18 protein-coding genes and 1 pseudogene are annotated in these 23,364 nt (G+C 71.4%); 15 read left to right on the top strand and 4 right to left on the bottom strand.

What is annotated here, in order from left to right:
* The first annotated feature begins 13 nt into the window (after positions 1–13).
* A complete protein-coding gene (locus Val02_RS08805; RefSeq protein ID WP_203898448.1) occupies positions 14–409 on the top strand; it encodes an HPF/RaiA family ribosome-associated protein in 396 nt (131 codons plus the stop codon).
* A 14-nt stretch (positions 410–423) separates the two neighbouring features.
* On the opposite strand, the gene Val02_RS08810 is transcribed toward Val02_RS08805, so the two are convergent.
* The gene (locus tag Val02_RS08810; protein ID WP_203898449.1) at positions 424–1,230 is read right to left on the bottom strand and encodes an endonuclease/exonuclease/phosphatase family protein; all 807 of its coding nucleotides are present in this window, start codon (positions 1,228–1,230) and stop codon (positions 424–426) included.
* A gap of 221 nt (positions 1,231–1,451) precedes the next feature.
* Here Val02_RS08810 and Val02_RS08815 point away from each other — a divergent pair, with 221 nt between their 5' ends.
* Together Val02_RS08815 and Val02_RS08820 are read left to right on the top strand one after the other, a co-directional pair.
* Positions 1,452–3,968: an alpha-L-arabinofuranosidase family protein gene (locus Val02_RS08815; protein ID WP_239152604.1), complete on the top strand. Its 2,517-nt coding sequence runs from the start codon at positions 1,452–1,454 to the stop codon at positions 3,966–3,968.
* Between the two features lie 6 nt (positions 3,969–3,974).
* On the top strand, positions 3,975–5,429 hold the full coding sequence (locus Val02_RS08820) for a glycoside hydrolase family 43 protein (RefSeq protein WP_203898450.1): 1,455 nt from the start codon (positions 3,975–3,977) through the stop codon (positions 5,427–5,429).
* A gap of 75 nt (positions 5,430–5,504) precedes the next feature.
* Here the strand turns inward: Val02_RS08820 and Val02_RS48160 are convergent, their stop codons facing one another.
* On the bottom strand, positions 5,505–6,881 hold the full coding sequence (locus Val02_RS48160; RefSeq protein ID WP_203898451.1) for an SMI1/KNR4 family protein: 1,377 nt from the start codon (positions 6,879–6,881) through the stop codon (positions 5,505–5,507).
* 231 nt (positions 6,882–7,112) lie between these two features.
* Here Val02_RS48160 and Val02_RS08830 point away from each other — a divergent pair, with 231 nt between their 5' ends.
* The 5 genes from Val02_RS08830 (at position 7,113) to Val02_RS08850 (ending at position 14,317) form a co-directional block, all read left to right on the top strand.
* Positions 7,113–8,534 (top strand): family 2B encapsulin nanocompartment shell protein, encoded by a 1,422-nt coding sequence (locus tag Val02_RS08830; protein ID WP_239152606.1) that lies wholly within the window; start codon positions 7,113–7,115, stop codon positions 8,532–8,534.
* The gene (locus Val02_RS08835; RefSeq protein WP_203898452.1) at positions 8,534–9,940 is read left to right on the top strand and encodes a family 2B encapsulin nanocompartment shell protein; all 1,407 of its coding nucleotides are present in this window, start codon (positions 8,534–8,536) and stop codon (positions 9,938–9,940) included. The genes Val02_RS08830 and Val02_RS08835 overlap by 1 nt, the downstream gene beginning before the upstream one ends.
* Entirely contained in the window at positions 9,937–10,980 is a 1,044-nt protein-coding gene (locus Val02_RS08840; RefSeq protein ID WP_203898453.1) for a family 2 encapsulin nanocompartment cargo protein polyprenyl transferase, read from the top strand. Before Val02_RS08835 ends, Val02_RS08840 begins: the two co-directional genes overlap by 4 nt.
* A 188-nt stretch (positions 10,981–11,168) precedes the next feature.
* Positions 11,169–12,131, top strand: coding sequence for a 4-hydroxy-3-methylbut-2-enyl diphosphate reductase (ispH, locus tag Val02_RS08845; RefSeq protein WP_203898543.1), 963 nt, complete (start codon positions 11,169–11,171; stop codon positions 12,129–12,131).
* Complete coding sequence (locus Val02_RS08850) at positions 12,128–14,317, top strand: terpene synthase family protein (protein ID WP_203898454.1); 2,190 nt, start codon at positions 12,128–12,130, stop codon at positions 14,315–14,317. The genes ispH and Val02_RS08850 overlap by 4 nt, the downstream gene beginning before the upstream one ends.
* A 70-nt stretch (positions 14,318–14,387) precedes the next feature.
* On the opposite strand, the gene Val02_RS08855 is transcribed toward Val02_RS08850, so the two are convergent.
* Complete coding sequence (locus Val02_RS08855) at positions 14,388–14,786, bottom strand: putative quinol monooxygenase (protein WP_203898455.1); 399 nt, start codon at positions 14,784–14,786, stop codon at positions 14,388–14,390.
* Between the two features lie 175 nt (positions 14,787–14,961).
* Between Val02_RS08855 and Val02_RS08860 the strand changes: the two genes are divergently transcribed.
* The 3 genes and pseudogenes from Val02_RS08860 to Val02_RS08870 all read left to right on the top strand — a co-directional run bounded on the left by Val02_RS08860 (position 14,962) and on the right by Val02_RS08870 (position 17,088).
* Entirely contained in the window at positions 14,962–15,987 is a 1,026-nt protein-coding gene (locus Val02_RS08860; protein ID WP_203898456.1) for a hypothetical protein, read from the top strand.
* Positions 15,988–15,991: 4 nt separating this feature from the next.
* Positions 15,992–16,545, top strand: a pseudogene (locus Val02_RS08865) (mycothiol-dependent nitroreductase Rv2466c family protein).
* Between the two features lie 135 nt (positions 16,546–16,680).
* Positions 16,681–17,088, top strand: coding sequence for a hypothetical protein (locus Val02_RS08870; RefSeq protein WP_203898457.1), 408 nt, complete (start codon positions 16,681–16,683; stop codon positions 17,086–17,088).
* Here Val02_RS08870 and Val02_RS08875 read toward each other — a convergent pair.
* Entirely contained in the window at positions 17,053–17,916 is an 864-nt protein-coding gene (locus Val02_RS08875; RefSeq protein WP_203898458.1) for a sugar phosphate isomerase/epimerase family protein, read from the bottom strand. The genes Val02_RS08870 and Val02_RS08875 overlap by 36 nt on opposite strands.
* A gap of 78 nt (positions 17,917–17,994) precedes the next feature.
* Between Val02_RS08875 and Val02_RS08880 the strand changes: the two genes are divergently transcribed.
* The 4 genes from Val02_RS08880 to Val02_RS08895 all read left to right on the top strand — a co-directional run bounded on the left by Val02_RS08880 (position 17,995) and on the right by Val02_RS08895 (position 23,361).
* Complete coding sequence (locus Val02_RS08880) at positions 17,995–18,906, top strand: helix-turn-helix domain-containing protein (protein WP_203898459.1); 912 nt, start codon at positions 17,995–17,997, stop codon at positions 18,904–18,906.
* Positions 18,907–18,948: 42 nt separating this feature from the next.
* Positions 18,949–19,605 (top strand): TetR/AcrR family transcriptional regulator, encoded by a 657-nt coding sequence (locus Val02_RS08885; protein ID WP_203898460.1) that lies wholly within the window; start codon positions 18,949–18,951, stop codon positions 19,603–19,605.
* Complete coding sequence (locus Val02_RS08890) at positions 19,599–21,335, top strand: ABC transporter ATP-binding protein (protein WP_203898461.1); 1,737 nt, start codon at positions 19,599–19,601, stop codon at positions 21,333–21,335. Before Val02_RS08885 ends, Val02_RS08890 begins: the two co-directional genes overlap by 7 nt.
* 70 nt (positions 21,336–21,405) lie before the next feature.
* Positions 21,406–23,361 carry an ABC transporter ATP-binding protein gene (locus Val02_RS08895; protein ID WP_203898462.1) on the top strand — a complete coding sequence of 652 codons (1,956 nt, stop codon included), beginning with the start codon at positions 21,406–21,408 and terminating at the stop codon, positions 23,359–23,361.
* Positions 23,362–23,364 lie beyond the last annotated feature (3 nt).

A 23,364-nucleotide genomic window follows, 5' to 3' on the forward strand; every position in this document is an offset into this window, starting at 1 on the left:
AAAGGTCGTCCTGATGACCACACGCGCGAACCCCGCCACCGTCGACGACTGCCTGCGGATCGGTGGAGGGTTCTCCCAAGGCGACCGGAACTGGATCGCCGAGCAACTGTCCACTCTGGACAACGGCCTGGCGGGTTACGACGCCGACCGGGTGGAGTTGGAGGTCTCGGTGAAGGACCGGGCGGCCCGCGGTCAGAAGGTCACGATGGAGTGCTGGATCGCCGGCCGGCCGAAGGTCGTCGCCACCTCCTCCGAGGAAGACCTCAACAGGGCCCTGCACCAGGTGCGCGACGAACTCAAGCGGCAGCTGCACGAGGCGAGGAGCCGCAAGGAGCCGCGCCACAACCGCAATCTGCAGGACTCGCCGCGCACCGCGCCGGTGGACTCCCTGGACCCCGTCGAGGGCTGAGCACCGCGACGCGATCACACACTGAGGGTCGCCACCACGGGCAGGTGGTCCGAGGCGGCCACGGCGAGCGGGTCCGCGTGCACGCCCGCCCACCGGGCCGTCACGGCACGGGAGGTCATGACGTAGTCGACCCGTGCGGCCGGCGCGTCCCCGGGGTAGCTGTGGCCGGAGCCCTCGCCGCAGGCGCCCCACGCGTCGGAGAGCGACGCGGTCAGCGTGGTGATCTCCGCGGCGCCGGCCGTCACGTTCAGGTCGCCGAGGAGCACGAGAGCGCCGCGCCGCCGGGCCAGCTGGTCGCGGACCGCCTGTGCCTGGGTGAGGCGTTCGGTGGCGTCGTCGTGCTGGAGATGCGTGGTGTAGAGCTGGACGGGCACCCCGCCGAGGCCGATCCGGGCCCGCAACAGGCCCCGCTGCTCGTGCACGCCGGTGCGCGGCAGCGGGGTGTTGTCGGAGTCCAGGATCGGGTAGCGGGACAGGATCGCCGTGCCGTACTGGCGCCGGGGCCAGCCCGGGGCGGCCGGTTCCAGGTCGAGGTTGGCGGCGAACGCGACGTCCATGCCGAGCTTCGCGGCCAGCACCGTGGCCTGGTCGACGAAGCCGCTGCGCGAATGGAAGTGGCGGTCGACCTCCTGCAGCCCGATCACGTCCGCGCCGGTGCGGCGCAGGACCGTGGCGATCCGGTCGAGATCGACCAGGCCGTCCGCGCCGACGCCGTGATGGATGTTGAACGTCGCCACGCGCAGCACCCGTTCGAGATCGTCCGCGACGGGTGCGGGCGCGGGCGCCAACAGAGCGGCGACCACGGCCAGGACTGCCCACATGGGCACAGATCATGACCGATCGCCGGCCGGAGCGACACCCCTGCCGGTATTGACGAGCGTCGGTGAATCCATCGATACTCGGGGTCGCTCGTTAACGTTCACATACCCGTCGCCCCCAGTACTTGACCTTGCCGGTCAGCTCCGGATGTGTGCGTTAACACCCCCAGCCCTGGATTCAGGAGGAGTGCGTGGCCGCTACACGCATCCGACTCCGCACAGGTGTGGCAGTTCTGGCGGTCGCCTCGCTCGTCGCGACGGCACCCGCCCAGGCCGGCCCGCCCGCGGAGCCACCGGAGTACACGATCACCGTCAACCCGGCCGGGCGTGGTGCCGCCCTCGGCCCCCAGCAGTACGGCGTCTTCTTCGAGGACATCAACTACGCCGCCGACGGCGGCCTCTACGCGGAACTGCTGCGCAACCGCTCCTTCGAGTTCCTGCCGGTGGACAACCGGGCGTTCACCGGGCTGACCGGGTGGACTCCGGTCGCCGGCGACGGCGGCGCGGGCAACGCGTCCACTGTGGACGACGACGCGCGGCTCAACGAGCGCAACCGCACCTACCTGAAACTCTCGGCGAACAGCCCGGCCGGCGGCTGGACCGGCGTGACGAACGCCGGCTTCGACACGGGAGTCCCGCTGAAGGCGGGCGCGGCCTACGACTTCTCCGTCTTCGCGCGCACCGACGCGGTCGCCGGCACGCCGCTCGAAGTGGTGCTGCACGACGCCGCCGGCAACCCCCTCGCGGCGCCGCTGCGCCGCACCGTTCAGGGCGACGGGTGGGCCGCCTACGGCGGGACGCTGACCCCGAGCGCCACCTCCGACGTCGGGCGGCTCACCGTGCGGGCGTTCGGCACGGGCACGGTGCGGCTGGACATGGTGTCGCTGTTCCCGCGGGACACGTTCAAGGGGCGGCGGAACGGGCTGCGCAAGGACCTCGCCCAGAAGGTGGCCGACCTGCACCCGGGCTTCGTGCGCTTCCCGGGCGGATGCCTGGTCAACACCGGCAGCATGTACGGCTACGACGCCGCGGCGAACTACCCGCGGGCGCGGGCGTTCCAGTGGAAGGACACCGTCGGGCCGGTCGAGAGCCGCGCCACGAACGCGAACTTCTGGGGCTACAACCAGTCCTACGGGCTCGGATACTACGAGTACTTCCAGTTCGCCGAGGACATCGGCGCGATGGCGCTGCCCGTGGTGCCGGCTCTGGTGACGGGCTGCGGGCAGAATCGGGCCACCGGCGACGAGGCCCTGCTGCGGCGGCACATCCAGGACACGCTGGACCTGATCGAGTTCGCGAACGGGCCGGTCACCTCGACCTGGGGCGGGCTGCGGGCCGACATGGGGCACCCGAAGCCGTTCGGGCTGACGCACGTGGCGGTCGGCAACGAGGAGAACCTGCCGAACGAGTACTTCGCCAACTTCCTGCGCTTCCGTGCGGCGATCGCCCAGCGGTATCCGGAGATCGTCGTCGTCAGCAACTCCGGACCCGACGACGCGGGCGGCACCTTCGACGACCTGTGGGCCAAGAACAAGGCGGCCGGCGTGCAGATGGTCGACGAGCACTACTACAACAACCCGGCCTGGTTCCTGCAGAACAACCGGCGCTACGACGCCTACGACCGCAACGGGCCCAAGGTGTTCCTCGGCGAGTACGCCTCCCGCGACGCGAAGTGGTTCAACTCGCTCGCCGAGGGCGCCTACATGACCGGCCTGGAACGCAACGCCGACGTCGTGCGGATGGCCTCCTACGCGCCGCTGTTCGCCAACATCGACAACACGCAGTGGCGGCCGGACCTCATCTGGTTCGACAACGACGAGTCCTGGGGCACCACCAGCTACCAGATGCAGAAGCTGTTCATGAACAACGTCGGCGACCGCGTGCTGCCGAGCACGTTCACCGGGCCGCCCGGTTCCACCGACCCGAAGCCGATCACCGGCGGCATCGGCCTGTCCACCTGGGGAACCGCCTCCACCTACGACGACGTGAAGGTCACCGGCACCGACGGCACCGTGCTGTTCAGCGACGACTTCAATGGCGGCAACGCCGATCGGTGGACCCCGGTGGAGCCGCGCGGCACCTGGTCCGTCGTGAACGGCGCCTACGCGCAGTCCGACGCCGTCGCCGAGGACACGCTCGTCAAGGCCGGCAACATCACGGCCACCGACTACGACCTGACCCTCAAGGCCACCAAGCAGTCCGGGCGGGAGGGGTTCCTCATCGCGTTCGGGGTGCAGCCGAACAACGAGCTCTACTGGTGGAACATCGGCGGCTGGAACAACACCCAGGGCGCGATCCAGAAGGGCGAGGGCGGCGGCAAGGAGGTCATCTACGCCAAGCCGCAGACCATCGAGTCGGGCCACACGTACGACGTGCGAATCTCGGTGCGGGGCACCAGGATGACGCTCTTCCTGGACGGCGTCGAGTGGGGCTCCTACGACGACAACCAGGCGCCGGGGCAGCCGTTCGCGCAGGTCGTCACCCAGGACGACGGCACCGGCGAGATGATCGTGAAGGTCGTCAACGCCCAGGACAAGCCGGCCGCCACGAAGCTCGACCTCGGGCGGCGGGTCAAGGGCACCGCCACGATGACCGTCCTGACGGGCGACCCCGGCGAGCAGAACACCCGCACCGCCGAGCCGATCCTGCCGGTCACCACCACGCTCAGGGGCGTCAAGCAGCGCTTCATGCACACGTTCCCGGCGAACTCCGTCACGTTCCTCCGGATCAGGACCAGGTAGGCGGCCATGGGCTTCGACATCAGCCGACGCACGCTCCTGCGGGGCGGAATCGGTCTGGCAGCGGTGGGCGCGGTTGCCGGTTCGACCGCATCGTCCGTCGCCGACGCGGCGCCCGAGCCGCGGACGGACGCCGAGATCTACGGCGTCACGACCAAAGATCCCTTGGTCGAACGTCGTGCCGACCCGTTCGTCACCCATCGGATCAGCGGCATGTACTACTTCACGGGCTCGGTACCCGAGTACGACCGGGTGGTGGTGCGGGGCGCCCCGACGCTGGCCGGGCTGGGCGACGCGGCCGAGACGGTCGTGTGGCGCCGGCCGGCGAGCGGCACCATGGGCGGCCACATCTGGGCCCCGGAACTGCACCGCATCGACAACCGTTGGTACATCTACTTCGCGGCCGGCGACTCGGACGACGTCTTCCGGGTGCGGATGTACGTGCTCGAATCGGCCCTCGCCGACCCGCGGGACGCCTCCGGATGGCGGCTCCTCGGGAAGATCCGGACGGAGTGGGACAGCTTCTCGCTGGACGCGACCACCTTCGCGCACCGCGGCAAGCGGTACCTGGTGTGGGCGCAGGGCGAACCGGAGATCGCCGTCAACAGCAGCCTGTACATCGCGGAGATGGCCTCGCCGTGGACGTTGGCCACCAAGCCGACCCGGATCACGACGCCCACGCGCAGCTGGGAGATCCTGGGCTACAGGGTGAACGAGGGCCCCGCGGTGCTGATCCGCAACGGCCGTATTTTTCTTACCTTTTCGGCGAGTGCCACGGACTCCCGGTACTGCATGGGCCTGCTCACGGCCGACGCCCGCGCGAACCTGCTCGACCGCGCGTCCTGGGTGAAGACGCCGGACCCGATCTTCGTCACCGACCCGCGAACACGGCGGTACGGGCCCGGCCACAACAGTTTCACCGTCGCCGAGGACGGCGAGACGGACGTGCTCGTCTACCACGCGCGCGACTACCGCGACATCGCCGGCGACCCGCTCTACGACCCGAACCGGCACGCCCGCGTCCAGAAGCTCTACTGGCACCGGGACGGCACACCGCTGTTCGGCGTGCCGGTCGGGTCGGGCGGGCCGATCGTGCGGCTGACGCCGGGGGATTCGCCGTACGGGTTCGTGCGGCACCTCGACTTCGCGCTGCGGGTCGACACCGACCTGCGGGAGTTGGCGGACAGCCAGTACCGCTTCGGGCCGTCCGCGCTCGGCGGGTCTTTCGAGACGATCACCTCGGTGAACCACCCGGACCGGGTGGTGTGCGTGGTCGACGGGTCGCTGCGGCTCGTGCCGTCGTCGACGGCTGATCCGGGTGCCGCGAGCTTCACGCGGGTGCCGGTGCGGGGCGGGGTGGCGCTGCGGCTCGCCTCCGACGCGGCGCGCTGTGTGCGTCACGAACGCGGGAAGCTGGTGATCGGCCGTCAGTCCGGCGCGGCCTCGGTGTTCCGCCTCAGCTGAACGGCCGGGTGATCTTGATGGGCGGTAGCGTATACAGGTCAACTTCGCATGTTGACCTATATGAGCGACCGCCCGTCAAGATCCCCAGGTGAGGGTGCCGTTCGGGCCGAGTGCGGGGCGGTCGCCGTGATGGGGCTCGCCGGTCTCCAGGGACTTCGCGACGCCCTCGAGCAATGCGACCAGCGAGCCGTCGCGCTGGGTGTGCGGCGGGCCGGCTTCCGGGTCGTAGACGAACAGGCTCGGGTTGGCGTCGGGTCCCCGGCCGGCGATGACGAAGAGGCAGGTGGCGTCGGGGCCGGTGGCGATCGGCAGGTAGTGGCGTTGCCAGTTCGGATCGTCCAACGCGCAGTACTGCCCCCAGACATCCGTCATGCCGGTCGTGTCCAGCAGGTCGAAGTACGGCGGCAGGAAGGTGGAAGCGGCCGGCGAGACGCCGTTGTGGCGCAACAGCGAGGCCACCACGTCGGCCGGCAGCGCGCTTCCCACGCGGTTCTCCACGGCGGCCACCTCGGCCGGGGTCGCCGGCGGCCGCAGCGCGCCGAACGCCGAGGGTGCGATCGCGTGGAGCCGGCTCTCGATGCGGGCCCAGGCGGCGTTCACGCGGTCGGTGGTCGCCGTGTCCGGGGTGGTGTGCGTGGCGGGATATCCCGTCGGAGCGCAATTGCGGGCGGCGGTCGGCCGCATCGGCTCCGGCTCGAGGTCGGACTCGTCGTAGTTGATGCTCCCGGAGTGGGAGGCGTCGTCCTCGGTGAAGGGGCCGACGTCGCAGTAGTCGGCCACCATGCACAACGCCACGACGATCGCGATCACCACAGCGAGCACGGTCGGGCCGTGCGGCCGCGAGGCGGGGGTCGGTCCGGTGGCGGTCGGCGTGGGAGTGGGCGGGGGTGCGCCGCCGAGGGAAGGGGAGAGCCAGGTGGGGGCCGCCGCGGCGATGCGGCCGGGCTCCAGGGGCGGGCGGTGCGGGATGCGGGCGACCGGCCGGGCGACGAGACGTTCCAGCGAATCACCGGGACCTACCGCGGCGAGCGACAGCGGCACGGACAGCACCGCCGACGCGAGGGCGGCGTGCCTGGCCCCGTCCGGGGAGTCCTCGACGACCAGGAGGACCCGCGCGCCGGCCAGCGCGGCCACCTCGGACAGGGTGGCCGAGCCGGGGCCGGATGATACGAGCAGGGCCTCGTCGCCGCAGATCAACACGAGGTCGTGCGTGTCGGAAAGCCGACGCACGTGGGCGGCGACCCGGGCGGCCGGCAGCGGGTCCCGGGCGGTGGCGCGCAGCTCCAGGTAGGTCTCCGCCGCGCGGCGCAACGGATCCCCGGCGGGAAGCGAACGGCCGCCGCTCAGGTACACCACCGCGGTGCGCCCACGGAGTGTGGCGAGCGCCGTGGCGGCGACGGTCCAGGGCAGCTGCGACGACGCCGCAGTCACCACGAATGCGGCCTCGTTCATCGATCCCCCCGTGAAGTCCGGCGGCAAGCGTAGGTGCCGGGCAGACGCGCTCGTGACGGGTGAACAGTTCGAAGGAACGAGGCCGGCACTGGCCGAACGGGTGATAGCTTCGCTGCGGACAGTGACTCCCGGGACGGGAGCCGTTCCGAAATCCGATCCCATTCGCGCGCCGCCCACACGGCGCGAGTTCATGCTGCCCGCACGTCATCAAAATGAACGGGGAAAAGCACCGTGACGGTAGTTGACGCCGGCCGTGACACACCGGCCGGTCGGGACGCCGAAGAGCGCCTCAGCCTCAGTACCGCCGCCGCCCGCAACCTGGCGACCACCACCAAGTCCGTTCCGCAGATGCAGGAGATCACCTCCCGCTGGCTGCTCAAGCTGCTGCCGTGGGTGGAGACGAAGGGCGGCGCCTTCCGGGTCAACCGCCGCCTCAGCTACACCGTCGGGGACGGGCGGATCACCTTCACCAGCACCGGCGCGCAGATCCGCGTCATTCCCGAGGAACTGCGCGAGCTGCCGGTGCTGCGGGAGTTCGACGACCTGACGGCGCTGCGCTCGCTGGCCGACAGGTTCAGCCAGCAGGAGTTCTCGGCCGGCGAGGTCATCGTGCGCCAGGGGCAGGAGGCCGATCGGCTCTTCCTCCTCGCCCACGGCAAGGTGAGCAAGGTCGGCCAGGGCCAGTACGGCGACGACACCGTGCTCGGTGTGCTCGCCGACGGGGAGTACTTCGGCGACCAGGTGCTGGCCGACGGGAACGCCCATTGGGAGTTCACCGTCAAGGCACTGACGAAGTGCACCGTGCTGGTGCTGCCGAGGCGCGCCTACGACCAGATGAACGGCGACGGCGGCTCCCTGCGCGCCCACATCAGCCGGCTCCTCAGCCGGCAGCGCAAGCCGCAGAACGCGCACGGCGAGGCCGAGATCGCGATGTCGGCCGGCCACGCGGGCGAACCGCGGCTGCCCGGCACCTACGTGGCGTACGAGGAGAGCCCGCGCGAGTACGAACTGAGCGTCGCGCAGACCGTCCTGCGCGTGCACACCCGCGTCGCGGACCTCTTCAACGAGCCGATGAACCAGGTCGAGCAGCAGCTGCGGCTGACCGTCGAGGCCCTGCGCGAGAAGCAGGAGCACGAACTGGTCAACAACCGCGAGTTCGGGTTGCTGCACAACGCCGACCTGCGCCAGCGCACCTCCACCCGGGCCGGCGCACCGACGCCGGACGACCTGGACGAACTTCTTTCGATGGTGTGGAAGGAGCCGGCCTTCTTCCTGGCGCACCCGCGGGCGATCGCGGCGTTCGGGCGGGAGTGCAGCAAGCGCGGCGTCTACCCGCAGAACGTCGACTTCCACGGCCACCGCGTGCCGGCCTGGCGGGGCGTGCCGATCTTCCCGTGCAACAAGATCCCGGTCACCGACACCCGCACCACGTCGGTGCTGCTGATGCGCACCGGCCAGGAGAACCAGGGCGTCGTCGGCCTGCACCAGACCGGCCTGCCGGACGAGTACCAGCCGGGCCTCAACGTGCGCTTCATGGGCATCAACGAGCAGGCGATCATGTCCTACCTGGTGAGCGCCTACTACTCGGCCGCGGTGCTGGTGCCGGACGCGCTGGCCGTGCTCGATAACGTCGAACTCGGGCTGGAGGGCTGATGACCGTCGTCGAGGAGCGCCGGGCGATCGAGGCCGGGCCCACGCAGGAGCCGACGTCCCTCAGCACCAGGGCCGCCCGGAATCTGGCCTCCACCACCAAGTCCGTTCCGCAGATGCAGGAGATCACCTCCCGCTGGCTGCTGAAGGTGCTGCCGTGGGTGGAGACCAAGGGCGGCGCCTTCCGGGTGAACCGCCGGCTGACGTACACGGTCGGCGACGGGCGTATCGAGTTCACCAACACCGGTGCCGACGTGCGGGTCATCCCGAACGAGCTGCAGGAACTGCCGAGCCTGCGCGGCTTCACCGACACCGGCGTGCTCACCGCGCTCGCGGGCCGGTTCGAGCAGCAGGAGTTCAACCCGGGCGACGTGCTCGCCGAACAGGGCCGGCCGGTCGACCGGGTGATTCTGGTGGCGCACGGCAAGCTGCAGGTGCTGCGCGACGGGGAGTTCGGCAACCCGTCCGTCATCGGGGTGCTGGCCGACGGCGACCACCTGGGCGACGAGGCGATCGCCGGCGACGAGGTCCTCTGGGACAGCACCGTCAAGGCGCTCACCAGGACGACGGTGCTGATCGCGCGGCGGCAGGTGTTCGAGCAGTTCGGCGCGATCCACCAGCACGCCGAGCGGGTGCGCGAACGGAGGGCGAAGCCGCAGAACAAGCACGGCGAGAAGGAGATCGCCCTGGCCGCCGGCCACGAGGGCGAGCCGGTGCTGCCGGGGACGTTCGTCGACTACGAGGCGGCCCCGCGCGAGTACGAACTGAGCGTCGCGCAGACCGTCCTGCGGGTGCACAGCCGGGTGGCGGACCTGTTCAACCACCCGATGGACCAGACGGAGCAGCAGCTGCGCCTGACCGTCCACGCGCTGCGCGAGAAGCAGGAGCACGAGCTGCTCAACAACCGCGAGTTCGGCCTGCTGCACAACGCCGACCTGCGCCAGCGCATCCACACCCGGTCCGGCCCGCCGACCCCGGACGACCTGGACGACCTGCTGTCGCGGCGGCGCAAGACGGAGTACTTCCTGGCGCACCCGCGGGCGATCGCGGCGTTCGGCCGGGAGTGCAGCAGCCGCGGTCTCTACCCGGGGCACGTCGAGCTGGACGGGCACCGGCTCGCCGCGTGGCGGGGCGTGCCGATGTTGCCGTGCGACAAGATTCCGGTGTCGGAGGCGGGCACGACGTCGATCGTCGCGATGCGCACCGGCGCGGAGGAGCAGGGCGTCGTCGGGCTGCGCCAGACCGGCCTGCCGGACGAGTACGAGCCCGGCCTGAACGTGCGCTTCATGGGCATCGACGAGCGCGGCATCATCTCCTACCTGGTCAGCACCTACCACGCGGCGGCCGTTCTGGTGCCGGACGCGCTCGGGGTGCTGGACAACGTCGAGCTGGGGATCGTCGAGCGATGACCGCTCTGGAGACGACTCCGGTCGCGGCCGGCCGTCCGGCGGGGGAGGTGCTCGCCTGGAGCCGGACGGCGCTCGACCCGGCGCTGCGCGCCGCGGTGGACTCGCTGCCCGGCTCGATGCGGCGGGTGTGCGCCTACCACTTCGGCTGGACCGACGAGCACGGCCGCCCGATCGCGGCCGACGCGGGCAAGGCCTTGCGGCCGGCGCTGGCGCTGCTGTCGGCCGCGGCCGTCGGCGGGCTGCCGGACCGCGCGGTGCCGGCCGCCGTCGCCGTCGAGCTGGTGCACAACTTCTCGTTGTTGCACGACGACGTCATGGACGGGGACGTGACCCGCCGGCACCGGCCGACGGCGTGGACCGTGTTCGGCCGCGACGAGGCGATCCTGGCCGGGGATTCCTTGCTGGCACTGGCTTTCCAGGTGCTCGCGGAGGCGGGTCCGCCCGGTCCCGGGGCGCCGTACGGGATCGGCATCTGCATGGTGAACGCCACCGTGCAGCGGCTGCTCGACGGGCAGAGCGCCGATCTGGCGTTCGAGTCGCGGGAGAGCGTGGGGCTCGCCGAGGTGCGCGCCATGGCGGAGAACAAGACGGGTGCGCTGCTCGGCTGCGCGTGCGCGCTCGGGGCGTGGTTCGGGCACGGGTCGCCGGCTCAGGTGGCGGCGCTGCGCGCGTTCGGGGAACTGCTGGGACTGGCGTTCCAACAGGTGGACGACCTGCTCGGGATCTGGGGCGACCCGGCCGTCACGGGCAAGCCGGTGCACTCGGACCTGGCCAGCCGCAAGAAGTCCTTCCCGGTCGTGGCGGCCATGTCCTCGGGCACCCCGGCCGGCGACGAACTGTCCCTCAAGTACGGGCACGAGGACGACCTGGCGGTGCTGGCCGGGCTCATCGAGACGGCCGGCGGGCGGGCGTTCGGGCAGAGCGCCGCGGACGATCTGCTGGGCCGCGCGCTGGGTCACCTCGACACCGCGCGGCCGCACGGCCCGGCGGCGGCCGAACTGCGGGCCCTGGCCGCCTTCGCCACCCGCAGGGAGAAGTGAGGGTCGCGACGACACTCGACCGGGACGGCGCGCCCCCGGTCGAGTGTCCCGCGGCGCCGCTGCTCGCCGGTTCGCTTGTGCGGCAAGGGATTCCGGTGACGCTGGGGCCGCTCGACGAGGACGGGACGACCACGGCGTTCCTGCCCGGCGGGGTGGGGCTGGGCGTGGAGCACGCCGGGGCGCCGGCGCTGCACGAGTGGCTGGCCGTCTCCGGTCCGCGCACGGTGCTGCTGGCCGCGCCGAGGTCGTTCTGCGCGGGGGTGGAGCGGGCCATCGAGATCGTGGACCGGGCGCTCGCGGTCCACGGCGCCCCGGTCTACGTCCGCAAACAGATCGTCCACAACAGCCACGTCGTCGACGCGCTCTCCGCCCGGGGCGCCGTTTTCGTGGCGGAACTGGACGAGGTGCCGCCGCACTCGACGGTGGTCTTCTCGGCGCACGGCGTCTCGCCGGCGGTGCGCACCGAGGCGGCCTCGCGGGGGTTGGACGTGATCGACGCGACCTGCCCACTGGTCGCCAAGGTGCACGCCGGTGCGCGCCGCGCGGCGGCCCGCGGGGACACGATCGTCCTCATCGGACACTCGGGTCACGAGGAGGTCGACGGGACCCTCGGCGAGGCGCCGGAGCGCACCGTCCTGGTGCAGTCTCCGTCCGATGTGGACGGTCTCGACGTCGCGGACCCCACGCGGGTCACCTACCTGGCGCAGACCACGCTCGCCCTGGACGAGACCCGCGACGTGGTGGAACGCCTCGTGCGCCGCTTCCCGGAGGCGCGCGGCAGCGCGGCGGAGGACATCTGCTACGCCACCACCAACCGGCAGGAGGCGGTCAGCGCGCTGGCCGGCGACGCCGACCTGGTGCTGGTGGTCGGCTCCGGCAACTCGTCGAACTCGCGCCGCCTGGTGGAGGTGGCGCGCCGGCACGGCACCCGGGCGCACCTGATCGACGGCGTGCGCGACGTCAGGCCCGAGTGGCTGGACGGCGTCAAGGTCGTCGGCCTGACCGCGGGCGCCTCCGCGCCGTCCCATCTCGTGGACGAGGTGACCGCCGCGCTGGGCGGCCTCGGCCCCGTGACGGTCGTCGAACGGCGCACCGCCGAGGAGACCGTCACGTTCGCGCTCCCACCCATACCTGCGAAGGAAGTGTTGTGACACAGCCTTTCCGGCTCCCGGAGTTCTACCAGCCGCACCCGGCCCGGCTGAGCCCGCACCTGGCACGGGCCCGCGTGCACTCGAAGCGATGGGCGCGGGAGATGGACATGATCGAGGGCTCCGGCATCTGGGACGAGGCGGACTTCGACAACCACGACTACGCGCTGCTGTGCGCCTACACGCACCCGGACGCCACCGCCGAGGGGCTCGACCTCGTGACGGACTGGTACGTGTGGGTCTTCTTCTTCGACGACCACTTCCTGGAGCTGTACAAGAAGACCGGCGACGCCAGGGGCGCGAAGGAGTACCTGGACCGGCTGCCGCTGTACATGCCGGTCGAGGACGGGACGCCCGTTCCCGCACCGACCAACGCGGTGGAGAAGGGGCTCGACGACCTGTGGCGGCGCACCGTGCCGTTCCGGTCGACGGGCTGGCGCAGGCGGTTCCACGTGAGCACGGTGCACCTGCTCGCCGAGTCGCTGTGGGAGCTGTCGAACATCAACGACAAGCGCGTGCCGAACCCGGTCGAGTACGTCGAGATGCGCCGCCGGGTGGGCGGTGCGCCGTGGTCGGCGGATCTGGTCGAACACGCGCTCGACGCGGAGGTGCCGGACGTCATCGCCGCCACCCGGCCGATGCGCGTCCTGAAGGACGCCTTCTCCGACGGGGTGCACCTGCGCAACGACATCTTCTCCTACCAGCGCGAGACCGAACGCGAGGGCGAACTCAACAACGGCGTGCTGGTCGTGGAGGGGTTCCTCGGCTGCACCCCGCAGGAGGCCGCCGACCGGGTGAACGACCTGGTGACCTCGCGGCTGCAGCAGTTCGAGAACACGGCGCTGACCGAACTGGTGCCGCTGTTCGTGGAGCACGGCGTCGACCCCGCCGGAGCCGGCGACGTCGCGCGGTACGTGCAGGGGTTGCAGGACTGGCAGTCCGGCGGCCAGGAGTGGCACATGCGCTCCAGCCGCTACATGAACAAGGCGCCGCGTTCCGGGCCGACCGGGCTGGGCACGGCGGCCGCGCGCCTGTTCGGGGCGGGCGTGCGGGTGCGCAGCCAGCGGCACGTGCCGTTCACCCGGGTCGGGCCGACCGCGCTGCCGGAGTTCTACCTGCCGTTCGAGGCGCGGACCAGCCCGCACCTGGAGGAGGCGCGGCGCTTCGGGGTGGCCTGGCCGCGCGCCATGGGCATGACGGTGCCGTGGCCGGGACAGCCCGGTTCCGGGCTGTGGAGCGAGGAGATGGTGCGCGGGCTGGACCTGGCGCTGTGTGCGGCGGCCATCGACCGGCACGCGTCGGCCGAACAGTTGAACACCAGCACCGGCTGGCTGACGTGGGGTACGTACGCGGACGACCACTTCCCGATCCTGTTCGGGCGTTCGCGCAACCTGCCGGCGGCGACGGCGTTCGTGCGCGGGCTGCGGGACTTCATGCCGCTCGCCGGTGAACCGGTCCGGACCCCGGTCGATCCGGTGGAGGTCGGGCTCGCCGACATGTGGCGCCGCACGGTGTCCACATTGGACGGTGCGCAGCGGGTGGAGTTCCGCCGGGCGATCGTCGAGATGATCGACAGTTGGCCGTGGGAGCTGCAGAACATGATGCAGAACCGCATCCCCGACCCGATCGACTACCTGGAGATGCGGCGCCACACGTTCGGCTCCGAGCTGACGATGAGCCTGGCGCGACTGGCCCGGGCTCATGCCGTTCCCCCGGAAGTTTTCGGGTCTCGGCAGGTCCGGAGCCTGGAGAACGCGGCGATGGACTACGCCTGCCTGATGAACGACCTCTTCTCCTACCAGAAGGAGGTGGAGTTCGAGGGCGAGCTGAACAACGGCGTCCTGGTCTTCCAGCACTTCCTGGACGTCGACCGGCCGGCGGCGGTGCGGGTCGTGAACGACGTGATGACGGCGCGGATGAAACAGTTCGAACGGCAGGTCGCCACCGAACTGGCGCCGCTCTACGACGAGCACGACCTGTCCGACGGGGCGCGTGCGGCGATGGAGTCCTATGTGGACCAGCTGCGCGACTGGATGGCCGGCATCCTGCTGTGGCACCGCGCGACGGTCCGCTACGGCGAGGCCGAACTGCGCGCCGGCGGCGCGGGACACCGCGCCCCGCTCACCAACAGCGGCGCCGGGCACCTCTTCGCGCCGCGCGGCCTGGGGACGTCGGCACTACGCGTGTAGCAGGCCCGACCGTGTCACACGCTCGCGTTGTGGGGGATGGGACGCCGTCCGGCCCGTCGACCGGGCGGCGTCACACCGTGCGGGCTGTGAAGACCTGCTTGCTCATCAGAACGTCAACCTTCTGGACGTGGGCCGGTGCGGCCAGGATGTCGTTCATACGCTCGATGTCGCGGAAGATGTCTCCGCCACCGCCGGCAACATGGGCGCGCCGCCCGGCGATATCGGGGAACACCTCGAAGATGGCGAACGTGGTCGGGGAATGCTGCACCGCGTACCACGGGCCGGTGGCCGGCTCGTCCTGGACGCAACGCAGGATGTCGGCGAGCATCGTGCGCACCTCGGCGGTCTTGCCCGGCAGCGCCTCGATGAGGATGTAGAACGCCTTGACCCCGTCGTCGCCGTCGTGACCCGTCATCACGACGCCGCTGTGCGGCCGTTCGGACGTCGGCACCTCAGCGGGCTGTGTCATGGAGAACTCCGTCCACTGTCTTGGCCGGTCCCCGACGGGACGACCGAGTAGTCGGGAACTGGGCCGCGCCGGTGGGACGCCCCGACCGGCGTGCACCGGCGCGGCTTGCCCGGCAGGCTAGCCATCAACGGCCGGGACCACAACCTCTCCGCACACCCCCGCGTAGAGTCTTGACGTGCCGATCTCGGACCACGTCGACGCCGTGCTCGCCGCCGCCGACCGGCGCGACCTCGACGCCCTCAGCAGTGCCCTGCGGCGCGTCGGCGACGGGGCGGACTCGGCCTCCCCCGAGGAGGTGCAGGACGCACTGGCACGCCTGTGTGGCCTGCTCCTCACGACGGGCTTCGGGGTCGGCGAGGACCTGGTGGGTCTCGTCGGCCTCCTCGCGCCGTTCGGCACGGACCCGACGGCCGCGGTGCCGGCGCTCGTCGAGCGTGCCGCCGAGGTGATGGAGATGGCCGGAACGTTCGGCCGGACGTACCGGAAGGCGTTCGGCCCGCTGCCGCCCGCCGACGACCCCGAGCGCATCGGGCCGACCCTCGCGCGCGTGCCCGGGGCGCAGCGGGCGGTGGCGGCGTGGTTCTGCCTCGACGGGTGGGTGCGGCCGGTGGTGTACCTGAGCCAGCACGCGGCGGTGCGCGCGATGCTGCCGCAGCGGGAGCGGCTCGCCGCCGCGATCCCGCCGGTGCGCGACACGCACGCGACGCCGCGCCGCCTGGAGGGCCTGCTGCGCGTCCTCGACGACGAACGCCTCGTCGTCCTGGACCGCGACTTCGCCGGTACCGGCACCGGCTTCCACGTCACGATCGGTGGCATCGCCGACAACGCCCAGTTGTACACGCTGCTCGCGGCCGCGCTGATCGGCGAGCCCGCCGACGGCCTGCTGCCCGGCCGGCGCCCCACCCCGGCGGAGATCGCCGCCGTGACCGAGCCGGACGCGCCCCGGCCGCCCGGTGGCACCCACGCCGGCTGGGCCCTCCGCGACGCCGCGGGCGGACGGATCGGGAACGACGGGACGCCGGCCGACATCCCGCGCGTGGAGGACGTGCGGGTGGTGGTGCTCGACGCGGAGCCGAACGCCCGTTCGTGGCCCGCCGGCAAGGCCTATCCGCTGATGACGCCGGCGGCCCGGGTGGAGCGCCGGCTCACCCCAGAGGAGGCGGCGCAGTGGTGGGGACGGGTCAAGCCCGCGGCAGACTGAACCGGTGGACGTCGACTTCTGGTTCGACCCGAGCTGCCCGCTGACCTGGCGCACCTCCCGCTGGCTGGTCGAGGTGACGCGGGTGCGCGACGTGTCGGTGCGCTGGCGTTTGATGAGCCTCTCCGTGCTCAACGAGGGCCGCGACGACGACCCGGAGAACGACCCCGAGGGCTGGCTGTGGGGCCCGGTGCGCATCTTCGCGGCCGCCGGGGAGGCCGCGACGGAACGCCTCTACGCCGCCTGGGGAACGCACGTCGTGGAGCCCGACGACTGGACCGGCGGCCCGCGCGCGCTGGCCGCGGCCGGCCTACCGGCGGCGCTGCTGGACGAGGCCGGCAACCCCGGGTGGGACGGGGCGGTGCGGGCCTCGCACGCGGCGGGCGTCGGGCTGATCGGCGACCACGTGGGCACGCCGATCGTCCGGGCCGGCGGTGCCGTCTTCTTCGGGCCGGTGCTCGCCCGCGTGCCACCGGCGCCGAGGCGGGCCGGCTGTGGGACGGTGTGCTGCTGGTGGCCGGGACGGCCGGCTTCCACGAGTTGAAGGGCGGGCCGCTGTGACCTTTGAGTGTGTGCATGGCACGGCGCCTGGACCGGAGCGCAGCGGAGGGAAGCCGCCGTGGGGCGGAGCCGTGCACTGAACGGGAAACAGAGCATTGGACGGACGAGGGCACGCGCTGGTCCAGGGCCGCGGGTATGTTGCGCCCCGGCGGCGGTCTCGCACTCTTCTGGAACGCCGACGACCTGGCCGATCCCGTTGCGCGGCAACGCTTCCAGGAGGTGCACGAGCGGCACAAGCCCGGTTTCCTGGAGGAGTACGTACCGCTGAGCGACGAGTGGGTGCGCGACTGGGAGGCGTACCGGGACCTGGCCGGCGCGCCCGGGTTCGAGGAGCCGGAGTGGCGGATCTACCGCGCCGGCCGAGAGATGTCCACTGTGGACTATGTGGCGTTCCTCGACACGGTCTCCCGGTACCGGCTGCTGGACGACGCCGTGCGTGCGGCGCTCTACGCGGACCTGTGCGACGCGCTGGGCGAACGCGTCACGCTCGACGTCGACACGGTGCTGCTACTGGCCCGCCGCTCGGGTGACGAGGGCCCGTAGGGCGGCCACCGAGCGTTCGGCGTTCTCCTTGGGCGAGAGCGTGCGCAGCTCGGTGTTGAGCACCTCCAGGGAGACCGGCATCCGGACGCCCTTCGCCCACAGCAGGCGCGCGAAGCGCACGAGGTCGAGTTCGCCCTCGCCGGGCAGCAGCCGGTGGTTGAGGCAGTCGTCCTGGATGTTCTCGCCTTGCGGGACGGCGTGCGCGTCGCAGATCTCCACGGAGACGATGTGCCGCCCGTCGACGGCCTCCAGGGTGGACAGCCCGGTCGGGTCGCGGAACACGTGCCACGCGTCGAGGACGAGGCCGCCGTTCGGGCGGTCGGCGAGGCGCACGACCTCGGCCGCGTCGGCGTGGGTGAACGTCGGGTCCAGCCCGACCGGCTCCAGGCCGATGGTGAGCCCGCGCTCGGCCGCCCGGTCGCACAGCGCCGCGAACCGTTCGACCGCCTGCTCCGGCGTCGGGCTCTCGGCCGGCGGAATGATGTTGGCGACGGTCTTCACCCGGGTGGCGCCGAGCCTCTCCGCGTGGTCGAAGACGGCCGCCTCGGTGCCGAAGCCGAGGTCGTCGCCGGAGACGTACCAGCCGAGCGCCAGTTCGACCTCGCCGATCGGGAGGCCGTGGTGCTCGGCGACGGCGCGCAGGTCGGCGTGCGTGCGGGTGGCCAGCAGCGCGGTCAGCTCGTAGGAGTTCACGCCCGTCCCGACGGCTCCCACCGAGGCCGCGGCGGCGACCCGTTCCTCGAACGACACCGTGGGCTGCTCCGGCCAGATGCGGTCGGCGAGGTGTAGCGCGGAGAAGAAGACGGGGGGTTGTTCCGTTGCACTCATGGCATGACACCGTAGGGAGCGATCCGCGGTGCGCCGTAGAACGCCCGCGCCACGACCTGGAACGACGGTGCCGAATCCATGGGTTTCCTTGCTCTCGACGTCGCCCATGGGTTCGACGCGTTCCGCGACGGCTGGGCGGCACAGATCGGCGCGGGCTTTCCGCTGCCGACGTTCAGCCCGGTGTCGACGGGTGACTTCCGGGTGCGGCTGCGCGCCGTGAAGGTGCACGACGCCGTCGTCATGCACGGGCACAGCGACCGGCCGATCCGCACGACGGGCGCCCTCGACGGCAACGACGACCAGGTGCGGGTCTGGGTGATGCGGCGCGGCGGGTGGACGTTCGACGACGGGCGAACGGTGCCGGCCGGCGGTTTCCTGGTGCGCTACGTCGGCCGGCCCGCGCACTTCCGGATGGCGTCCGGGACGGTGGCCACGCTGATGGTGCTCCCGTCGGCGGCGCTGCGGCCGCTGATCGGCGACCGGCCGGTGACGGGTGCGGCCGACTCGGCGGAACTGCGGGTGCTCACCGCCCACGCGCGCGTGCTGAGCGAGACGCTGCCGGAGCTGACCCCGGCCGGTTCCCGCGCCGCCCGCAACGCCCTGGTCGAACTGGTGGCGGGTGTGCTGCGCCGGCACGTCGACGGCGCGGAGCCGGCACTGGCCCCGGCGCTGGCGCGCGCCGCACAGGGGCTCGCCGACGAACGCCTCACCGACCCCGAACTGTCACCGGCCACGCTCGCCCGTTCGCTGAACGTCTCGGTGCGCACGCTGCACCGGGCGTTCGCGGCGGTGGGGGAGCCGGTCGGCGCGTACGTCCGGCGCCGCCGGTTGGAGCAGGCGAGGCTCGCCCTGGAGTCCTCCGGCGCCCGGCCGAGCGTGTCGGAGATCGCCGCACGCTGGCAGTTCTCCGACAGCAGCCACTTCGTGCGGGCGTTCAAGCAGCGGTTCGGCGTGACGCCGGCGGAGTACGCGCGGGCACTTCTCCGATAATTCGCTTGGCTGAGTGAGCGCTCACTCATTACAGTTGCGGCCGTGCCAGCAGACACCCCGGCGGCCGGCCGCCGCCAACGCGTCCCGGCGCTCTCACCCGACGAGCGGCGGGCGGCGCTCGTGGCGGCGACCATCCCGCTGCTCCAGGCGCACGGGCCGACGGTGAGCACCCGGCAGATCGCGCGGGCGGCCGGGGTCGCCGAGGGCACCATCTTCGGCGTCTTCTCGGACAAGGCCGCCCTGCTCGCCGCGACCGTGCTGAGCGCGTTCGACCCGGAGACGACGCTCGTCTCGCTGCGCGCGATCGCCACCGAGGCGCCCCTGCGGGAGCGGCTCACCGAGGCGACCCGCGTGCTCACCGAACGCCTCAGCGCCCGCATGAACCTCATGGTCACCGTGCACACCCACCCGACCGCGTTCGGCGATCACAAGGAGCTGATGTCGCAGCTCAACGCCGGCCGCGAACGGGTGACGGCAGCCGTCGTGGAGCTGCTGGAGCCCGACCGGCACCGCCTGCGGCGCAGCCCCGACAGCATCGCGCAGTTGCTGATGTGGCTGGTGACCGTGGCGGTGCGCACCGAGGAGTTCGGCAAGAACGACGTCAACACGCTCGACCGGGACGACATCGTGCCGCTGCTTCTGGACGGCGTGCTGCTGCGCCCGTCCTGCCACCACGGGGAGGAAACCACCGGATGTTGATCTCACTGTTGCGCAGTCATCTGCGCCCGTATCGCGGCGCGATAGTCATGATCGTGGCGTTCCAGTTCCTCCAGACGCTCGTGATGCTCTATCTGCCGACGCTCAACGCGGACATCATCGACCACGGCGTCGTCAAGGGCGACACGGGCTACATCGTCCGCATCGGCGGCGTCATGCTCGGGGTCTCGGTCGCGCAGGTCATCTGCCAGATCGTGGCGCTGTACTACGGTGCCCGCACGGCGATGGCGCTGGGCCGGGACGTCCGCGCGTCGCTCTTCCACCGGGTGCAGCGCTTCAGCGCCCAGGAGGTCTCGCACATCGGCGCGCCGTCGCTGATCACCCGCACCACCAACGACGTCCAGCAGGTCCAGATGGTCGTGCTGATGGGGTTCACGATGATGGTGGCGGCGCCGATCATGTGCGTCGGCGGCATCGTCATGGCGCTGAGTCTCGACGTGCCGCTCTCCGGGCTGCTGGTGCTCGTGCTGCCGCTGCTGCTCGCCGTGATCGCCACGCTGGTCTTCTTCCTGCGGCCGCTGTTCCGGCTCGCGCAGGAACGCATCGACGGGGTCAACCGCGTGCTGCGCGAGCAGATCAGCGGCATCCGGGTGATCCGGGCGTTCGTCCGCGAACGGCACGAGGAGCAGCGCTTCCGGGACGCCAACGAGCAGCTGACCGACGTCGGCATCCGGCTCGGCAAGCTCATGTCGATCATGTTCCCGACGGTGATGCTGATCGTGAACATCACCAGCGTGGCCGTGCTCTGGTTCGGCGGCAAGCAGATCGACAGCGGCGCGCTGCAGGTCGGCGAGATGACGGCGTTCCTCAGCTACCTGATGCAGATCCTGATGTCGGTGATGATGGCGACGTTCATGTTCGTCATGATCCCGCGCGCGGAGGTGTGCGCCGAACGCATCGAGGAGGTGCTGCGCACCGAGCCGACCGTGCTGCCGCCGGCCACCGCGACGAAGCGGAGCGAGCCGCGTGGGCGGCTGGAGGTGCGGGACGTGGAGTTCCGCTACCCCGGCGCCGAACTGGCGGTGCTGCACGACATCTCGTTCACGGCCGGGCCGGGTGAGGTGACCGCGATCGTGGGCGGCACCGGTTCGGGCAAGTCGACGTTGATCAACCTGGTGCCGCGGCTGTTCGACACGACCGGCGGTGCCGTGCTGCTCGACGGTGTGGACGTGCGGCACCTGGACACCGACGACCTGTCCCGCGCGATCGGCATCGTGCCGCAGAAGGCGTTCCTCTTCTCCGGGACCGTCGCGTCCAACCTGCGCTACGGCCGGCCCGACGCCACCGACGAGGAACTCTGGGCCGCGCTGCGGATCGCCCAGGCGGCGGACTTCGTGTCGGCGTTCCCCGAGGGACTCGACGCCCCGATCGCCCAGGGCGGCACGAACGTCTCCGGCGGCCAGCGCCAGCGGCTCGCGATCGCCCGCGCGATCGTGCACCGGCCGCAGGTGTACCTCTTCGACGACTCGTTCTCGGCGCTGGACTACAGCACCGACGCCGCGCTCCGCGCGGCCCTGGCGGCGGAGACCCGCGACGCGACCGTGGTGATCGTCGCCCAGCGGGTCAGCACGATCCGCGACGCCGACCGCATCGTCGTCCTCGACGCGGGGCGCGTGGTCGGGATCGGCACCCACACCGAACTCTTCGAGTCCAACGACACCTACCGCGAGATCGTCCTCTCCCAGCTCACTCTCACCGAGGCTGCGGCATGAGGGCCGGCGCGAAGCGGCGCACGGCGTGCCGCACGGTCTTTTCCAGCGCACTCCCGGAGAGGCGGAGCTCATGACTGCACCTACCCAGAACCGGGCTCCGGTACCCTCGGGGCCGGCGCGCTTCATGGCCGGCGCCCTGCCGCCCGCGAAGGCGGAGAACTTCAAGGGCACCACGATGCGCCTGCTGCGCGGCATGCGCCCGGAACGCGCCCACCTCATCGGCGCGCTCGTCCTCGGCGCCGTGAGCACCGGCCTCAGCGTCGCCGGCCCGTACATTCTCGGCCGCGCCACCGACGTCATCTTCGAGGGCGTCGTCGGCAAGCAGCTCCCGGACGGCGTCACCAAGGAACAGGTCGTCGCCGGCATGCGCCAGCGCGGCGACGACACGCTCGCCGACATGGTCTCGTCGATGAACGTGATCCCCGGACAGGGCATCGACTTCACCCGCCTCTGGCACGTGCTCGCGTGGGCGGCCGCCGTGTACGTGATCGCCTGGCTCGCCGGCCTGGCGCAGGGCCGGTTCGCGACGTACATCGTGCAGCGGCTGGTGTACCGGATGCGCGAACAGATCGAGGTGAAGCTGTCGCGGCTGCCGTTGAGCTACTTCGACAAGCAGCCGCGCGGCGAGGTGCTCAGCCGCGCCACGAACGACACCGACAACCTGGCCCAGACGTTGCAGCAGACGCTCCAGCAGCTCATCGTCTCGGTGCTGATGATCATCAGTGTGCTCGCGATGATGCTGTGGATCTCGCCGCTGCTGGCCCTGATCGCACTCGTCACGCTGCCGCTGTCGGCCGTCGTGGCCAAGCAGGTGGCGCAGCGCTCCAAGCCGCAGTTCGTGGCGCAGTGGGCCACCACCGGCAAGCTCAACGGGCACATCGAGGAGATGTTCACCGGGCACACGCTGGTGAGCGCGTTCGGGCGGCACAAGGAGTCGGCGGAGACGTTCGACACGCACAACGCGGCGCTGTACGGATCGAGCTTCAAGGCACAGCTCATCTCCGGCGTGATGCAGCCGGCGATGATGTTCATCAGCAACGTCAACTACCTGCTGGTGGCGGTCGTCGGCGGGCTGCGCGTGGCGAGCGGTGCGATGTCGCTCGGGGACGTGCAGGCGTTCATCCAGTACACCCGGCAGTTCAGCCAGCCGCTGACGCAGGTGGCGAGCATGGCCAACCTGCTGCAGTCCGGCATCGCCTCCGCCGAGCGGGTGTACGAGCTGCTCGACGCGCAGGAGCAGTCGCCGGACCCGGCCGAGCCGTCCACTGTGGACGGTGGCGTGCGCGGGCGGGTGGCGTTCGAGAAGGTGTCGTTCCGCTACGTCGAGGACCGGCCGCTGATCGAGAACCTCGACCTGAACGTCGAGCCGGGCAGCACCGTCGCCATCGTCGGGCCCACCGGCGCCGGCAAGACCACGCTGGTCAACCTGCTGATGCGCTTCTACGAGGTGACCGGCGGCCGGATCACCCTGGACGGGGTCGACATCGCGAGCATGTCCCGCGACGACCTGCGCCGCCAGATCGGCGTGGTGCTGCAGGACGCCTGGCTCTTCGAGGCGAGCATCGCCGACAACATCGCCTACGGGGCCGGCGACGCGACCCGCGAGGAGATCGTGGCGGCGGCCGAGGCGGCACACGTCGACCGCTTCGTGCGCACCCTGCCGGACGGCTACGACACCGTCATCGACGAGGAGGGCGGCAACCTCAGCGCCGGCGAACGCCAGCTCATCACGATCGCGCGGGCGTTCCTCGCGGCGCCGCGGATCCTGATCCTGGACGAGGCGACATCCTCTGTGGACACCCGCACGGAGGTGTTGGTACGCAAGGCCACCGAGGCGCTGCGCACCGGCCGGACCAGTTTCGTGGTGGCGCACCGCCTGTCCACGATCCGCGACGCGGACACGATTCTCGTCATGGAGAACGGGTCCATCGTGGAGCAGGGCACGCACGACGCCCTCATCGCGGCCGGTGGTCCGTACGCGCGGCTGTACGCGGCGCAGTTCGCCCAGGCCGTGGCCGAGGCTTAGGCG

The organism is Virgisporangium aliadipatigenens (genome assembly GCF_016863615.1).
In the GTDB taxonomy this organism is placed as follows: domain Bacteria; phylum Actinomycetota; class Actinomycetes; order Mycobacteriales; family Micromonosporaceae; genus Virgisporangium; species Virgisporangium aliadipatigenens.

What these genes read in the sequence shown, in the direction of transcription:
- Val02_RS08855 (WP_203898455.1), bottom strand. Translation starts at nt 14,786, where the DNA reads ATGACACAGCCCGCTGAGGTGCCGACGTCCGAACGGCCGCACAGCGGC.
- Val02_RS08895 (WP_203898462.1), top strand. Translation starts at nt 21,406, where the DNA reads ATGACTGCACCTACCCAGAACCGGGCTCCGGTACCCTCGGGGCCGGCG.
- Val02_RS08805 (WP_203898448.1), top strand. Translation starts at nt 14, where the DNA reads ATGACCACACGCGCGAACCCCGCCACCGTCGACGACTGCCTGCGGATC.
- Val02_RS08810 (WP_203898449.1), bottom strand. Translation starts at nt 1,230, where the DNA reads ATGTGGGCAGTCCTGGCCGTGGTCGCCGCTCTGTTGGCGCCCGCGCCC.
- Val02_RS08840 (WP_203898453.1), top strand. Translation starts at nt 9,937, where the DNA reads ATGACCGCTCTGGAGACGACTCCGGTCGCGGCCGGCCGTCCGGCGGGG.
- Val02_RS08890 (WP_203898461.1), top strand. Translation starts at nt 19,599, where the DNA reads ATGTTGATCTCACTGTTGCGCAGTCATCTGCGCCCGTATCGCGGCGCG.
- Val02_RS48160 (WP_203898451.1), bottom strand. Translation starts at nt 6,881, where the DNA reads ATGAACGAGGCCGCATTCGTGGTGACTGCGGCGTCGTCGCAGCTGCCC.
- Val02_RS08880 (WP_203898459.1), top strand. Translation starts at nt 17,995, where the DNA reads ATGGGTTTCCTTGCTCTCGACGTCGCCCATGGGTTCGACGCGTTCCGC.
- Val02_RS08870 (WP_203898457.1), top strand. Translation starts at nt 16,681, where the DNA reads ATGTTGCGCCCCGGCGGCGGTCTCGCACTCTTCTGGAACGCCGACGAC.
- Val02_RS08820 (WP_203898450.1), top strand. Translation starts at nt 3,975, where the DNA reads ATGGGCTTCGACATCAGCCGACGCACGCTCCTGCGGGGCGGAATCGGT.
- Val02_RS08875 (WP_203898458.1), bottom strand. Translation starts at nt 17,916, where the DNA reads ATGAGTGCAACGGAACAACCCCCCGTCTTCTTCTCCGCGCTACACCTC.
- Val02_RS08835 (WP_203898452.1), top strand. Translation starts at nt 8,534, where the DNA reads ATGACCGTCGTCGAGGAGCGCCGGGCGATCGAGGCCGGGCCCACGCAG.